A 14901-nucleotide genomic window follows, 5' to 3' on the forward strand; every position below is an offset into this window, starting at 1 on the left:
TTACGGCACTTGCGGCCTTATTGTGCAAGTGTATAAATAGCCTCCGATGAAATTTTTTCCATTTTTTTCACCTTGAACACGGCATTGAAAAGGGCACTGATGAGCGCTTTCGGATCACAATCCATGGCGGCGCCGTTGCGGCGCGTGCTGATGCGGTCGGCGGCCAATGCCATGCGCGGTGCCGACCGGGCTACCTGGCACTATGGCCCGGGTTTCGACCCGGCGAAAGCGGCGGCGCAGCACGCGGCTCTCGCTGAGCTGGTGACGGCGTCCGGCGCCGAAATCGAATGGATCGATGACAAGGCCGACGGGCTGTCGGATTCCGTATTCACCCACGACCCGTCGCTGATGACCGACCGCGGCGCGCTGATCCTGTCCATGGGCAAGCCATTGCGCGCCCGGGAGCCATCGCTGCATGAGGAAACCTACACACGCCTGGGTATTCCTATCCTCGGCCGCGTCCAGGCTCCCGGCCAGGTCGAAGGCGGTGATTGCGTATGGCTGGATGCCAGCACGCTGGTGATCGGGCGCGGGGTGCGCTCCAACCAGGAAGGCATACAGCAGGTTTCCAACCTGCTGACGCCGCTCGGCATTTCCGTCTACGGCTTCGATCTGCCGCTGTGGCAGGGCGAGGAGGCGTGCCTGCATCTGATGTCGGTGATCAGCCCGCTGGCCGACGACCTGGCCCTGGTCTATTCACCGCTTTTGCCGGCGCCGTTCTATCAGTTGCTGAAGGCGCGCGGCATCCGGCTGGTGGAAGGCGACGCCGAAGAGTTTGCCGCGTCCAACGGCCTCAGCCTGAACGTGCTGCCGACCAGCCCGCATAAAGTCATTGCCGTCGCCGGCTTTCCCAAGACCAAGGCCGCGATGGAAGCCGCCGGCTGCACGGTTCAAATCTTCGAGGCGGATGCCCTCTGCATCGCCTGCGAAGGTGGGCCGACATGCCTGACGCGGCCCATCCTGCGGCAATGAATGAGCGCCGCAAGTTCCGCCGCGAGGGCGAGGAGCGGCGGCGGCAGGATTTGATCGACGCGACCCTGGACAGCGTGGCCGAACATGGGCTGGAGGGCGCCAGCCTGCGCACCATCGCACTGCGCGCCGGCGTCACCGCGGGGCTGATCCGGCACTATTTCCCCGGCAAGGAAGACTTGCTGCAGGAAGCGTACGCGGCGCTGATGGGCCGTATGACCGAGCAGGCGAAGGCAGCATTGCTCATGGAAGACGCCGCGCCGCGCCAGCGCCTTGCGGCCTTCGTTACCGCCAACCTCAACGCCCCGATCATCGATGCACGCGTGTTTTCGCTGTGGGCAACCTTCATCGGCCGCGCCGGCGCGGATCCGAGCCTGGCTCGCGCCCACCGCGAAGGCTATCTTGGCTTTCGCAACGAGGTGGAAGCAGTCGTTGCCGAAGTGCTCGGCGCCGAGCAGCGCAGGCCAAACGCAAATGAGCTGCGCCGCCATGCCATTGCCATCAACGCGATCATCGACGGGCTCTGGATCGAAGGCTGTCTGGCCGCAGAGATGTTCTCGCCTGGCGAATTGGCGGCGATCGGCGTCAAAGCCATAGAGGCCGAGCTCGGCCTCGCGCCGCAAAAGGGAGAGAAGCCATGACCACCATCGGCGAAGCGCTGATCACGCTGCTCGAAGCGCATGGCGTCGACACCGTTTTCGGCATTCCTGGCGTCCACACTGTCGAGCTTTACCGCGGGCTGGCGCGTTCAAAGATACGCCATGTCACGCCGCGTCACGAACAGGGCGCCGGCTTCATGGCCGACGGCTATGCCCGCGCCAGCGGCCGGCCGGGCGTTGCCTTTGTCATCACCGGACCGGGGCTGACCAACACCATCACCGCAATGGGCCAGGCGCGCGCCGATTCGGTGCCGATGCTGGTGATTTCGGGCGTCAACGCGATGCCGACGCTGGGAAAGGGGCTGGGCTTCCTGCACGAACTGCCGGACCAGCGCGGCATGATGGAGAAGGTGGCGCTGTTTTCGCAGCGTGTCACCGAGGCCAGCGAATTGCCTGGCGCTTTGGCGCGGGCCTTCGCGCTGTTTTCGTCGTCGCGGCCGGGCCCCGTCCATATCGAGATCCCGACCGACGTCATGGTCAAACCGGCCGACGGCATCGCTGCTTCGCTCACCAATGCAGCGCCGCGGGCGCCGGATGGCGCGGCCATTGCCGAGGCAGCCAGGCTGATCGCAGCCGCGCGCCGGCCGCTGATCCTTGCCGGTGGCGGCGCCAAGCGCGCCGAACAGCCATTGCAGCTTTTGGCCGAGCGGCTCGGCGCGCCTGTCGCCCAGACCGCCAATGCGCGCGGTCTGCTGCATGCACATCCGCTTTGCGTGCCGGCCAGCCCCAGCCTGAAGGCGGTGCGTGCGCTGATGGCAGACGCCGATCTGGTCATCGCCGCCGGCACCGAATTCGGCCCGACCGACTATGACGGTTACAGCGATGGCGGCTTCGTGCTGCCCGCCAATCTGATCCGCATCGATATCGGCGCCGACCAGCTCGCCCGCCGCCCGGTGAGCGTCGGCATCCAGGCCGATTGCGCGGAGGCGCTTGGCGCACTGCTTGGCGCGCTCCACCCTGATCATGCCGCGGCGAAGGACGGCGAGAGCCGCGCAGCCGCGTCGAGAAAGGCGGCCTTTGCCGAGCTCAGCCCGGCCTATGCCGCGCAGGTGCGTGCGGTGGAAACCATTCGCGACGCGCTGCCGGGCGCCATCATCGTCGGCGATTCCACCCAGCCGATCTACGCCGCCAACCTTTACTACGACCATGACCGGCCAGGCGGCTGGTTCAATGCCGCCACCGGTTTCGGCGCGCTCGGCTACGGACCACCGGCGGCGATCGGCGCAGCCCTTGCCATGCCCGGCGTGCCGGTGGTCTGCCTCACCGGCGACGGCGGCTTCCAGTTCACCTTGCCGGAGCTGGGCGCGGCGCTCGATGCACCCGCACCGGTCATCTTCGTCGTCTGGAACAACAGAGGCTATCGCGAGATCGAAACGTCGATGCTCGATGTCGGCGTCGAGCCGGTCGGCGTGTCGCCGGCGCCGCCGGATTTCTGCAAGCTGGCCGAGGCCTACGGCATATCAGCCGAACGGCTTGCCGGTACTGCCGGTCTCGCCGATGCGCTCAAACGCGCACGCGCAACGGGCATGCCTCACGTCGTCGAAATCACCATCGACTGACGCTTGACCGCGCGCTTTACGTCAATGCGCGGGTCAGAAGGGGGCGGTCGGCGACTTCGAGCGATGCAAAGACGCAACAACTGCCATGTCGAGATGTCGGTTGAGTGATCGTGCAAAAGGCGCGACGCTCTGCGTCGGCGCGGCACGACAAGCGACATAATCATAAGAAACGACAGGAGCGTCCAGGATGACGGAAACAGTTCAGGGCAAGCATATCGTGGTGACCGGTGGCACCGGGGCGCTGGGTGCCGCGGTCGTCGGCAAATTGCTGGGGGACGGCGCGATCTGCCATGTGCCGAATGCCCACGCGTCGGCCCCCTCGCATTTCCCCTTCGCGGCCCATGATCGCGTCCGGCTGGCGCACAATGTCGATCTCGCCGATCCTGCCAAGGTCGATGCCTTCTATGACAGCGTCCCCGAATTGTGGGCCTCCATCCATCTGGCCGGCGGCTTTGCCGCAGCCCCGGTCGAGAAGATCGAATCCGCATCCTTTGCCGAAATGATGGACACCAACGCCCGCACCGCCTTTCTGTGCTGCCGCGCTGCGGTGCGCTCCATGCTGGGCTCGAACACAGCGGGCCGCATCGTCAATGTCACGGCACGCGCCGGGCTCGATCCGCGCCGAGGCGCCGGCATGGTCGCCTATACCGCCAGCAAAGCGGCGGTGGCGGCGATGACCGTGGCGATGGCGGAAGAGCTGAAGCACAAAGGCATACTGGTCAACGCGGTGGCGCCCTCGACGCTCGATACGCCAGCCAACCGCGCCGACATGCCGGACGCCGATTTCGGCAGATGGGTCAGCCTCGAAGCCGCCGCCGAGGCAATCGCCTATCTGGCATCACCGGCCAATCTGGCAATGAGCGGAACGCTGGCGCCGCTCTACGGCCGCGCCTGAAGTTCCGCCGCGCAGAGCGGCTCATTTGGTTTGGCTTCCGATGGCGGCCTTTGCCGACCTCGCCTGATCTACAGCGGAGGTTGGCCATTCAATCATGGCGACCCGCCGACGCCTCCACGGCATTAGAAGGGCTGCGACTACGTCAGGTTCGAGACGCCCGCTTCCACGACCTCGACTGCGTCGCCGATGGCGATCGTGCCGGCGTTGTTGGGAATGGCATTCTGGCCGAAAATGATGCCGCCCTTGGCGGAGCGGTGGAGTTTGCCAAGCGTCTGCAACGGCTCGCGCGGGTCCGGCTGCTCGCCGCTCAACGGATCTCGGGTGGTGATGACGCAGCGCGAGCAGGGCTTTGCGATCCGCAACTCCACCGTGCCGATGCGGATCGTCTTCCAGCTGTCTTCAGGCCATGCGCCGTCTGCGTCGACGACGATGTTTGGCCGGAACCGCGCCATCTCGATGGGCCTGGCAAGATGGCTGTTCAGATGGTTCAGCGAGCCTGTCGTGGCGATCAGCAGCGGAAAACCGTCGGCAAAGCCGACGAAATCGCCGGGCTGGCCGAATTCCGCATCGACCGGCCGGTTTTGCGGATCGTCGAAATAGACGAGATCGACAGGCCGGCCAAGAATAGCCGAGAGATAGGCGCCGGCGGCCGGATCGCCCGGCCGCGCGGCAGCCATATCCTTCCAGATCTTGACTTGCCGGAGCGCGGTGCCGGGAGCCGGAGCCTCGACGAAGTGCGAGCCATGCCTGTCATGTTTCAACAGGATGCCCGTTCCGCGATGCTCGACGTCGATCGTCGTCATATCAGGTATCTGGCGAATGGTGAGGAACTGCCCATCCTTGTCGACGACCATCCAGCGGCGGTCGCCTTCCATGCCCATTGTCTCGATGTCGGCGCTCGGCACGGCATGGCCGCGCAGGCTCTTGACCGGATAGCGATAGAGTTCGACGACCTTCATCGCGCATGCTTCTCCGTTGCTCGAAGGGCCGGACTTCCGTGTTTACGTCTGCAACGACAGCCGAGCCTACAGCCGCGCATGCGGAATTGAAGGGGTTCCGCCGGCTTTGTCTTGTGCCAACCGCGTCGCCGAGCATGAAAAAACCCGCGAGCCTTGCGGCCCGCGGGTCTTCTTGTTCAAGCCGCGCGTGAGGCGCAGCCGAGGTTTACGCTTGCGCGAAGCGACTTACGCGCTGCGCGCCAAGCGGCTTAGCTGCCCTGCTTCTTCAGCGCGGCGCCAAGGATGTCGCCCAGCGAAGCGCCGGAGTCGGTCGAGCCGTACTGTGCGACGGCTTCCTTCTCTTCGGCGATTTCCAGCGCCTTGATCGAGACCTGCAGCTTGCGGGTCTTCTTGTCGAAGGCGATGACGCGGGCGTCCAGCTTCTGGCCGACCGAGAAGCGCTCGGGGCGCTGCTCGTCACGGTCACGGCTGAGGTCGTTGCGCTTGATGAAGGTCTCGATGCCGCTGTCGACCAGCCGCACTTCCAGACCGCCATCCTTGATGCCGGTGACTTCGCAGGTGACCACCGCGTTCTTGCGCAGTTCGCCTGAAGTCGCGGCTTCGCCGACCGTATCCTTGGCCAGTTGCTTGATGCCGAGCGAGATGCGCTCCTTGTCGATGTCGACGTCGAGCACCTGCGCCTTGACCATGTCGCCGCGATTGTACTCTTCGATGACCTGCTCGCCCGGACGGGTCCAGTCGAGGTCGGAAAGGTGCACCATGCCGTCCACGTCACCTTCGAGGCCGATGAACAGGCCGAACTCGGTCTTGTTCTTGACCTCGCCCTCGACCTGGCTGCCGACCGGATGGCTCGCGGCGAAAGCCTGCCACGGGTTTTCCAGCGTCTGCTTGAGGCCGAGCGAGATGCGGCGCTTAGCCGGATCGACCTCGAGCACGACAACGTCGACTTCCTGCGTCGTCGACAGGATCTTGCCGGGATGCACGTTCTTCTTGGTCCACGACATTTCCGAAACGTGGATGAGGCCTTCGATGCCCGGCTCCAGCTCGACGAACGCGCCGTAGTCGGTGATGTTGGTGACGGTACCCTTGATCTTCTTGCCGATCGGGAACTTGGTGCCGATCTCGGACCACGGATCGCTCTCGAGCTGCTTCATGCCGAGCGAGATACGGTGGGTTTCCTGGTTGATGCGGATGATCTGCACCTTGACCGTCTGACCGATGTTGAGGATTTCGGTCGGATGGTTGACGCGGCGCCATGCCATGTCGGTGACATGCAGCAGGCCGTCGATGCCGCCGAGGTCGACGAACGCACCGTAATCGGTGATGTTCTTGACGACGCCTTCGACAACCTGGCCTTCTTCGAGGTTCTGCACGATTTCCGAACGCTGTTCGGCGCGGCTTTCCTCGAGCACGGTGCGGCGCGACACAACGATGTTGCCGCGGCGGCGATCCATCTTGAGGATCTCGAAGGGCTGCGGGTTGTGCATCAGCGGGGAGACGTCGCGGATCGGGCGGATATCGACCTGGCTGCGCGGCAGGAACGCCACGGCGCCGTCGAGGTCGACGGTGAAGCCGCCCTTGACCTGGTTGAAGATGACGCCTTCGACGCGCTCACCCTTGGTGAACTTCTCTTCGAGCTTGACCCAGCTCTCTTCGCGGCGGGCTTTGTCGCGCGACAGGACGGCTTCGCCCAGCGCGTTTTCGATGCGCTCGACCATGACCTCGACCGTGTCGCCGACCTTGAGCGTCGAGTCCTTGCCCTTGACGCCGAATTCCTTCAGCGGCACGCGGCCTTCGACCTTGAGGCCGACATCGATGATGGCCATGTCTTTTTCGATCGCCAGGATCGTGCCCTTGACGACCTGACCTTCGCCGGAGTGACCGGTGGTAAATGATTCTTCGAGCAGGCTCGCGAAATCGTCGCGAGTGGGATTTGCAGCTGACATATTTTCTCCTGGAGTGCCCCGCATCTTAAGCGGGACGGGCGCCGTGGGTTAGCGTTGCGTTGGCCTGCCGGCGTTCCGGGCTACAAAAGCCCTGGGCCGCCTAAGCGGCAATTCCGGCGCATGAAGAATGCTGGCAGGCTGGTTCGTGCCCGATATGGGTATTTTCTTCGCTTCCGGCAATCGGTGGAGCGGGAAAACCCTGGATCAGGCTTTGTCTCTCTTGGCCAGGGCGTCGTCGATGATCGCTTTGGCCGCCAGAAACGCGGCCTCTATAGCCATTTCGGAGGTATCAAGCAAGTGCGCGTCCGCCGCCGGCTTCAGCGGCGAGTCGGCGCGGCCCATGTCGCGCTCGTCGCGGCGCACAATATCGGCAAGAATTTCGGCGAAATCGGCGGTGCCGCCGATGCTTTCGATCTCGGCCAGCCGGCGCTGCGCCCGCACTTCGGCGCTCGCCGTCACATAGAGCTTTATGTCGGCGTCAGGGCACACAACCGTGCCGATGTCGCGCCCGTCGAGCACCGCGCCTGGCGGTGTCCTGGCGAAATCGCGCTGCTTTTCGACCAGGATGCGCCGGACGGTAGGGTAAATCGCGACCTTCGAGGCCGCCTCGCCAACCGCATGCGCCGACAGCACCGCACGGTCGAGCTTTGCCAGATCGACCTGGCGTGCGGCGGTTTCGGCTGCTGAGACATTGTCGAGTGGCAGCGCGTGCCGGATCAACGCATAGGCGACGGCGCGGTAGGTGAGGCCGGTGTCGAGCAGGTTGAGGCGGTAGTGGTCGGCCAGCCGTCGGGCCAGCGTGCCTTTGCCGGCGCCGGCGGGACCGTCGATGGCGATGGTGAAGGTCATTGGCGGGCCAACACGAAAGACAGACGCCGCGATCCTTCGCGCCCCCCTCTGTCCTGCCGGACATCTCCCCCTCCAGAGGGGAGATCAGAAGCTTCTGCGCCCCACTCTTTCCTGCAATTTCGAAAACTGGCGAAAGCCGCTGTGACGGCCGATCTCCCCCCTTGAGGGGGAGATGTCCGGCAGGACAGAGGGGGGCGCTGTCCCGCCGACATCTCTGCTTGCTTTGCGCTTGGCATCAACCTACCCGATCTCCGCACCGAGCCCCGTCATCAGACCCATGAACTCCGGGAAACTCGTCGCGATCATGGCGGCGTCGTCGATGGTCACCGGCTTTTCCGTTGCCAGCCCCATTACCAGGAAGCTCATGGCGATACGATGGTCGAGATGCGTCTGCACCGTCGTGTCCTGGCCATTGGGATGGCCGCCCAGCCCCTTGCCGCCGGGCTTTCCGCGCACCGCGAGCGAAGCTTCGCCTTCGGCGCAGTCGACGCCGTTGAGCTTCAGCCCATTGGCAACCGCTGCCAGTCGGTCGGATTCCTTCACCCGCAGCTCTTCCAGCCCCTGCATCAACGTCTCGCCCTCGGCGAAGCTCGCGGCAACCGCCAGCACCGGATATTCGTCGATCATAGACGGCGCCCGCTCGGGCGGCACGGTGACGCCCTTGAGCTCGGAGTAGCGCACGCGCAGATCGGCAACATCCTCGCCGCCGGCATTGCGCGGGTTCAAGATGTCGATCTGGCCGCCCATTTCCTGCAACGTTAGAAGCAGGCCGGTGCGGGTGGGGTTCATCAGCACGTTCTCGATGACGATGTCCGAACCCGGCACGATCAGTGCCGCGACCAGCGGGAAGCCGGCCGAGGAGGGGTCGCCGGGCACGGCGATGGTCTGCCCCGTCAATTTGCCCTGGCCCTCGATGAAGATGTGGCGCACGCCGCGCTCGTCGGTCTCGACCGAGAGATTGGCGCCAAATCCCCTAAGCATCTTTTCGGTATGATCGCGCGTCATCACCGGTTCGATCACGGTGGTGATGCCGGGCGTGTTGAGGCCTGCCAGCAGCACGGCCGACTTCACCTGCGCCGAGGCCATCGGCACGCGGTAGGTAATGGGTGCGGCGTGTTTCGGCCCATGCAGCGTGATCGGCATGCGGTCGCCCGGCGTCGCCTTCAGCACCTGCACGCCCATCTGGCGCAAGGGTTCGAGCACGCGGCCCATCGGCCGTCCCGACAGCGATGCGTCGCCGATGAAGGTCGTTTCCATGTCGTAAGTGCCGACGAGGCCCATTGTGAGGCGGGAGCCGGTACCGGCATTGCCGAAATCGAGCGGGCCTTCCGGCTGCAGCAGCGCGCCATTGCCGGTGCCGCGGATCACCCACTCGGCGCCGCGCTTCTCGATATGCGCGCCCATCGCCTTCATGGCGGCCGCCGTGCGCATCACATCCTCGCCTTCGAGCAGGCCGGTGACGCGGGTTTCGCCGGAGGCAAGGCCGCCGAACATCATGGAACGGTGCGAAATCGACTTGTCGCCCGGCACGCGAGCGGTGCCGGAAAGGGCGGATGATTTGCGGGCGGTGGCCGGCTTGGCAGCGGCGGCGTGAGACATGGAATTTCCCTGGACGGAATGCCGGCGCACCGGCGCTTTTCATTTGTTGCGGCGGTCTCGTATCACGGCGGGCACGAATGGTCATCCCCATGGTCGTCGCTTGGCGCGAGGCCTTTCAGTGCTTGGTTTTGTGACGCCGGCTTTTCGCTTTGACAGCGCGGTAAACTGTGGTTAAGGGGACCACTCTTTTACTGACGAGGCTTGACGTGGCAAAAAACGAACTTGGCACAAAGCGTGTCGACCCTGAAACGGGCCGAAAATTCTACGACCTGAACAAGGACCCTGTCGTCTCGCCCTATACGGGCAAGACGTATCCGCGTTCCTATTTCGAGGACGGCAAGATCGCCGCCCTCGAAGAGGAAGAGGAAGTGGCCGAGAAGGAAGTGGACGCCGAGGAAGAAGAAGGCGTTGAAGTCGTCTCGCTTGAAGAGGCCGACGAAGACGTCAAGGCCGGCGACGAGCTTCCCGACCTGGGCGACGACGAGGACGATGTCGATCTAGGCGACGATGAGGACGATACTTTCCTTGCCGACGAAGAGGAAGAAGACGACGATGTCGCCGACATGATCGGCGTCGGCGACGACGACGACGAAGTCTAAGAACGCTTCGAACGCATGCATTTAGCGGCGTTCACGGGCTATGACGAAAAAGCGGCCCTCGAAGGCTTGATCTTCAGGGAAGGCGGGGTTAGAAGCCGCCTGCACTAAACGGCGCGGTCCTGAAACCCGCGCCGGACCTCTCGCCGGCAACGGCGACGGCTGACTGCCGGAGTGGGGCCATAGCTCAGTTGGGAGAGCGCTTGAATGGCATTCAAGAGGTCGTCGGTTCGATCCCGATTGGCTCCACCAAACAGTCTCTTTCCGACGCTCGGTTTCGCGGCATTCATGCTTGTCGCCTGCCAGTCGGCGCCTGAACCATCATCGCCGCCCGCACCTCAGCCCATGGAGCCTGCCGCGATCTCTGCTCCTGATGGTGCGGCGGTCCTCGATCCATCCGTGCGGGTTATGCCGCCCGGCGAAGGCGTCCCGGCCAAATATGTCGCGTTTTCCGGCATATGGGGCGGACAGCTGGACGGGATGTATGACGGCAAGCTCGCCGTGCTGACGATTACGCGCGGCGGCAATGTCACCGCCACCTATGCCTGGGGCGATGTCGCCGACAACAAACCGGGCGTGGCCGATGGCGAAGGCAAGATTTTCGGCAACACGTTGAAACTGCGGCGCCTTCCCAATGGCGCGGACGTCAGCGCGGTCATTCAGGCGGACGGAACGCTGGCCGTCACCTATGGGCTTGCCGACCGAACCTATACGGGCACGTTCACCAAGCAATAATCGCGAGAGCTAATCTTCCGGGGGAGCCACGGCTGGCCCCTTCCCTTGATCAGTGCAATCCGAATTCGCGCAGCAATTCTTCACGGTAGCGCACGAAGCGGCTCTCGCTGCGCTCGCGCGGGCGTGGCAGGTCGATGTCGATCAACCGCGCCGCGCCGCCTTTCTCCTTGGGCAGGATCAGCACCCGGTCAGCCAGATAGATCGCCTCCTCCAGATCGTGGGTGACCATCACCATGGTGACGTTCTCCTCGCTCCAGATGCGCGCCAGTTCCTCCTGCATGCCGATCTTGGTCATGGCGTCCAGGGCCCCCAGCGGCTCGTCGAGCAGGAGGATCTCGGGCTGCACGGTGAGCGCCCGGGCGATGCCGACGCGCTGCGCCATGCCGCCGGAAAGCTGGCTCGGAAAAGCATCGGCGAATTCGGCAAGGCCGACCAGGGCGACGTAGAAGCGGGCGCGTTCCTCGGCCTGCCTCTTGGGAACACCGCGCACTTCGAGGCCGAACGCGACATTGCCGAGCACGCTCAGCCACGGCAGCAGCCGCGGCTCCTGGAAGATCACGGCACGCTCGGCGCCGACGCCATGCACCGGCTGGCCGTCGATCGCGACACCGCCGCTGTCGGCCGCCTCCAGCCCGGCCAGAATACGCAGCAGCGTGGTCTTGCCGGAGCCGCTGGCGCCGACAATGACCAGGCATTCCCCCGAACGAATGTCGAGGTTGAGCGTCCGCAGCACGGCAAGCTGGCGCCCGCCGAGGCTGAAGGATTTGGACAGGTCGCGGATCGAGACCTCCCCGCCGCGGTTGGAACCGGTCATCTCATCTCTCAGCTATTTCAGAGCTCAGTTGATCTTGGTTTCGCCGGGCCGGTACAGAATGTCGGCGGCTTTCAGCTTGCCCTTGGCCAGACGGCCGTCGCGCTCCAGCACGGCGACCCAGAAGTCGATGTCGCGGTCGGTCGCCTGCGCACCTTCGCGCAGACCAAAGCCGGTCCAGTAGCGGGCGAGATCGCCGTTTTCACCGCGCTTGTCGAGGATAGTGGCCAGCACCTTGCGGGCTTCGTCCGGGTTCTGGCGCGACCAGTCCGAGGCGCGCGCCGACTGTTCGACGAAGTTGCGCGCCGCATCCGGGTTGGCGGCAATGAAGTCGCGCCTGAGTACGACGAAGCCGCCGGCGAGTTCGCCGAGCACCTGCGTGTCGTCGAACACGCCGCGCACGCCGCCATTGGCGACCAGCGCGCCGGCAAAGGTCGCCTGCCAGTAGCCGAGGCCGGCAATGTCGACCTGGCGCGAGCGCAGCGTCTGCTCAAGCTGCGGGCCGGGCACGACAATGAGGTTGGCGGCGGTCGGCGGCAGGCCGACGCTGTGCAGGGCCTCACGCACCGTATAGTCGAGATGAGCGCCGAGCGTGTTGACCGAGATGGTCTTGCCGGCAATGTCGGCGATCGATTTGATCGGGCTGTCTTCCAGCACGTAGAAGACGCTCTTCACATCCTTGTTGATACCGTTGCTCGGATACGCCGCGACGAAGTCGTTGCCGCCCGAGATCGAGTTGATCACCGCCGCGGTGGCGGCCGAGCCGATGTCGACGCTGCCGGAAGACAGCGCAAACAGCGATTCCGGTCCACCCGAGGAATAGCCGACATTCTCCAGCTCGACGCCGAGCCCTTTGAAGTAGCCGAGCTCGTCGGCCAGCTCATGCGGGGAGATGCTGCCACGGCTGGCGAGGTAGCGGAACTTGACGGCTGCGGCTTGCGCAAAGGCCAGGCGCGGCAGGCCGGCGGCGATGAGGCCGGCGGCAAGCGGCGCGCCGGCAAGCAGCGAACGGCGGGTGATTTTCATGATCGGGTCCTTGTGAGGTAAACGGTGAGGGGCGGACTGCTCAGTTGACAGGATTGCTCCAGCGACAGAGCCGCCGCTGCAGGGTGACCAATGCCTGGTTGGCGATCAGGCCAAGCCCGGCGAGGATGACGATTGCCGCAAACATCAGCGGGATCTGGAAATTGTACTGCGCGTTCATCACCTGGAAGCCGATGCCCTTGTTGGCACCGATCATCTCGGACGCGATCAGCAGCAGCAGCGCCGTGGTGGCGCTCAGCCGCAAGCCGACGAAGATCGACGGCACGGCGCCCGGCAGTACGACGCGGCGAAACACGGTGAGCCGGCTCGCACCATAGACGCGCGCCATTTCAAGCAGCTTGGGATCGACTTCCTTGACGCCGCTGGTGGTGTTGAGCAGCAGCGGAAACAGCGTCGCCCAGAAGATGACGAAGATCTTCGAGGTCTCGCCAAGTCCCAAGAGCAGGATGAACACCGGATAGAGCGCCAGTGCAGAGGTCTGCCGGAACACCTGCAGGATCGGATCGAGCGCGGTTTCGACCGGGCGCACCTGGCCCATGAACAGGCCAAGCGGAATGGCGACGGCGACGGCTGCGGCAAAGGCGATGCCGGCGCGCTGCAGGCTGATGGCGATGTCGCCGAGCAGGCTGCCGCCGGCAAGCCCCTTCCAGAGCGCTTCGACGATCATGTCGATCGGCGGCAGCACCGCCGCGTTGACCCATCCGACGCTGCTCGCCACCTGCCAGAGCGCCAGGAAGCCGGCAAGCACGCCGTAGCGCTTCAGGAAGCGAACAGCAGCCCGGCCGCCGAGGCGCAGAAAGTCGGTGCCGAGCCCGGTTTCGCCACCACTGCGGCGAACCGTGATTTGCCGATCGATGTGCTGCAACGTCATTGCTTCACCCCTTCGATGCCAAGGTCATTCGGCGGCAAGGACGGTCGAGCGGGCGACGGTCCATGGATTTTCCGGGCGCCTGAGGCCGAGATTCTCGCGCAGCGTGCGGCCTTCGTAAGCCGTGCGGAACAGGCCGCGCCGCTGCAGCTCGGGAATGACCAGGTCGACGAAATCGTCGAGCGCGCCGGGCAGCCAGGGCGGCAGGATGTTGAAGCCGTCGGCCGCCTCGCTGGTGAACCATTCCTCCAGCTGATCGGCGACCTGCGTGACGCTGCCGACGATGGTGTAGTGGCCGCGCGCCGTCGCTACCCATTGGTAAAGCTGGCGGATGCTGAAATTGTGCTCGTCGGCAATCTGCCGGATCAGCGCCTGGCGGCTTTTCATGCCTTCGGTTTCCTTGCTCGGCGGCAACGGGCCGTCGAGCGGATAGCCCCTGATGTCGAGCGTCTGGCCGGCCAGCCCGTTGAGGAGCGCAACACCGTCCTCGGGCAGGATAAGGTCGTTAAGCTGTTGGTATTTGGCGCGGGCCTCGTCCTCGGTGCGGCCGACAAAGGGCGCGACGCCCGGCATGATCAGCACCTGGTCGGGATCGCGGCCGACTTCAGCCACGCGCGCCTTGATGTCGCGGTAGAATTCCTGCGCCGTCTCGAGCTTCTGATGGGCGGTGAAGATGACCTCGGCCGAGTGCGCGGCAAGCCCGCGTCCGTCTTCCGACTGCCCGGCTTGTACGACAACCGGATGCCCCTGCACCGGGCGCGGCACGTTGAGCGGACCCTTGACGCTGAAATGCTCGCCCTTGTGGTCGATGTCGTGCAATCTGTCCTTGTCGTAGAAACGGCCCGACTGCTTGTCGCGGATGAAGGCGTCATCCTCCCAGCTGTCCCACAGCGCCTTGACCGTTTCGACATGCTCATGCGCCCTGGCATAGCGCTCGGCATGGCTGGGCTGGACGTCGCGGTTGAAATTGCGTGCCGTTTCGTCGCCGGCCGAGGTCACCACGTTCCAGCCGGCGCGGCCGTTCGACAACAGGTCGAGCGAAGCGAATTTGCGCGCCAGCGTGTAAGGCTCCTCATAAGTGGTGGACGCCGTTGCGATGAAGCCGAGATGCGTCGTCAGCGGCGCCAGCGCCGCAAACAGCGTCACCGGCTCGAAGCCGGCGATCTTGGCGTTGCCGCCCTCGCGGGCGCCGAGGCCGACGGTCAGGTTGTCGGCCAGGAAATAGGCGTCGAACAGGCCGCGCTCGGCGGTCAGCGCCAGCTGCTTGTGGAACTCGAAATTGGTGGCGCCGTCGGCCGGCGCATCGGGATGACGCCAGGCGGCGATATGCTGCCCGCCGCCGGGCAGGAAAGCGCCGAGCTTGATCTGCCGCGGCCTGCTATCGGACTTGCTGGCTCGAGTCATTGCAGGCG

Annotated in this window: 15 protein-coding genes and 1 tRNA gene; 7 read left to right on the top strand and 9 right to left on the bottom strand. The window is 64.8% G+C overall.

What is annotated here, in order from left to right:
* Positions 1-17: 17 nt before the first annotated feature.
* On the bottom strand, positions 18-173 hold the full coding sequence (locus NKJ76_RS17855; protein ID WP_196813600.1) for a hypothetical protein: 156 nt from the start codon (positions 171-173) through the stop codon (positions 18-20).
* On the opposite strand from NKJ76_RS17855, the gene NKJ76_RS17860 reads away from it, so the two are divergent.
* The 4 genes from NKJ76_RS17860 (at position 100) to NKJ76_RS17875 (ending at position 4082) form a co-directional block, all read left to right on the top strand.
* Positions 100-972: a dimethylarginine dimethylaminohydrolase family protein gene (locus NKJ76_RS17860; RefSeq protein ID WP_023725952.1), complete on the top strand. Its 873-nt coding sequence runs from the start codon at positions 100-102 to the stop codon at positions 970-972. The two genes, NKJ76_RS17855 and NKJ76_RS17860, sit on opposite strands and share 74 nt — an antisense overlap.
* Complete coding sequence (locus NKJ76_RS17865) at positions 942-1610, top strand: TetR family transcriptional regulator C-terminal domain-containing protein (RefSeq protein ID WP_023725953.1); 669 nt, start codon at positions 942-944, stop codon at positions 1608-1610. The genes NKJ76_RS17860 and NKJ76_RS17865 overlap by 31 nt, the downstream gene beginning before the upstream one ends.
* The gene (locus NKJ76_RS17870) at positions 1607-3187 is read left to right on the top strand and encodes a 5-guanidino-2-oxopentanoate decarboxylase (protein ID WP_023695923.1); all 1581 of its coding nucleotides are present in this window, start codon (positions 1607-1609) and stop codon (positions 3185-3187) included. The genes NKJ76_RS17865 and NKJ76_RS17870 overlap by 4 nt, the downstream gene beginning before the upstream one ends.
* A 187-nt stretch (positions 3188-3374) precedes the next feature.
* Positions 3375-4082, top strand: a complete 708-nt coding sequence (locus NKJ76_RS17875; RefSeq protein WP_023732645.1) for an SDR family NAD(P)-dependent oxidoreductase — start codon at positions 3375-3377, stop codon at positions 4080-4082.
* A gap of 137 nt (positions 4083-4219) precedes the next feature.
* Here NKJ76_RS17875 and NKJ76_RS17880 read toward each other — a convergent pair whose 3' ends face one another.
* From NKJ76_RS17880 to aroA, 4 genes are all read right to left on the bottom strand, one after another.
* A complete protein-coding gene (locus tag NKJ76_RS17880; protein ID WP_023732646.1) occupies positions 4220-5041 on the bottom strand; it encodes an MOSC domain-containing protein in 822 nt (273 codons plus the stop codon).
* A gap of 248 nt (positions 5042-5289) precedes the next feature.
* Positions 5290-6987 (bottom strand): 30S ribosomal protein S1, encoded by a 1698-nt coding sequence (rpsA, locus tag NKJ76_RS17885; RefSeq protein ID WP_023671316.1) that lies wholly within the window; start codon positions 6985-6987, stop codon positions 5290-5292.
* 204 nt (positions 6988-7191) lie between these two features.
* Positions 7192-7836, bottom strand: a complete 645-nt coding sequence (gene cmk, locus NKJ76_RS17890; RefSeq protein WP_023671315.1) for a (d)CMP kinase — start codon at positions 7834-7836, stop codon at positions 7192-7194.
* 240 nt (positions 7837-8076) lie between these two features.
* Complete coding sequence (gene aroA, locus NKJ76_RS17895) at positions 8077-9435, bottom strand: 3-phosphoshikimate 1-carboxyvinyltransferase (protein WP_023671314.1); 1359 nt, start codon at positions 9433-9435, stop codon at positions 8077-8079.
* Between the two features lie 206 nt (positions 9436-9641).
* On the opposite strand from aroA, the gene NKJ76_RS17900 reads away from it, so the two are divergent.
* The 3 genes from NKJ76_RS17900 to NKJ76_RS17910 all read left to right on the top strand — a co-directional run bounded on the left by NKJ76_RS17900 (position 9642) and on the right by NKJ76_RS17910 (position 10766).
* Positions 9642-10034 (top strand): TIGR02300 family protein, encoded by a 393-nt coding sequence (locus NKJ76_RS17900; protein ID WP_023671313.1) that lies wholly within the window; start codon positions 9642-9644, stop codon positions 10032-10034.
* A gap of 173 nt (positions 10035-10207) precedes the next feature.
* Positions 10208-10283: transfer RNA gene (locus NKJ76_RS17905), tRNA-Ala, on the top strand.
* Positions 10284-10430: 147 nt separating this feature from the next.
* Complete coding sequence (locus NKJ76_RS17910) at positions 10431-10766, top strand: hypothetical protein (protein ID WP_245259937.1); 336 nt, start codon at positions 10431-10433, stop codon at positions 10764-10766.
* Between the two features lie 49 nt (positions 10767-10815).
* Here the strand turns inward: NKJ76_RS17910 and NKJ76_RS17915 are convergent, their stop codons facing one another.
* Genes NKJ76_RS17915 through NKJ76_RS17930 form a run of 4 tightly spaced genes read right to left on the bottom strand, consistent with a single transcriptional unit; the run spans position 10816 to position 14893 of the window.
* On the bottom strand, positions 10816-11580 hold the full coding sequence (locus NKJ76_RS17915; protein WP_023683542.1) for an ABC transporter ATP-binding protein: 765 nt from the start codon (positions 11578-11580) through the stop codon (positions 10816-10818).
* Between the two features lie 24 nt (positions 11581-11604).
* Positions 11605-12603 (bottom strand): ABC transporter substrate-binding protein, encoded by a 999-nt coding sequence (locus NKJ76_RS17920; protein WP_023671310.1) that lies wholly within the window; start codon positions 12601-12603, stop codon positions 11605-11607.
* Between the two features lie 40 nt (positions 12604-12643).
* Positions 12644-13492, bottom strand: a complete 849-nt coding sequence (locus NKJ76_RS17925; RefSeq protein ID WP_023683543.1) for an ABC transporter permease — start codon at positions 13490-13492, stop codon at positions 12644-12646.
* Between the two features lie 24 nt (positions 13493-13516).
* Complete coding sequence (locus NKJ76_RS17930) at positions 13517-14893, bottom strand: LLM class flavin-dependent oxidoreductase (protein WP_023683544.1); 1377 nt, start codon at positions 14891-14893, stop codon at positions 13517-13519.
* Positions 14894-14901: the final 8 nt, after the last annotated feature.

This window comes from Mesorhizobium sp. M0029 (genome assembly GCF_040323735.1).
Classification (GTDB): Bacteria; Pseudomonadota; Alphaproteobacteria; order Rhizobiales; family Rhizobiaceae; genus Mesorhizobium.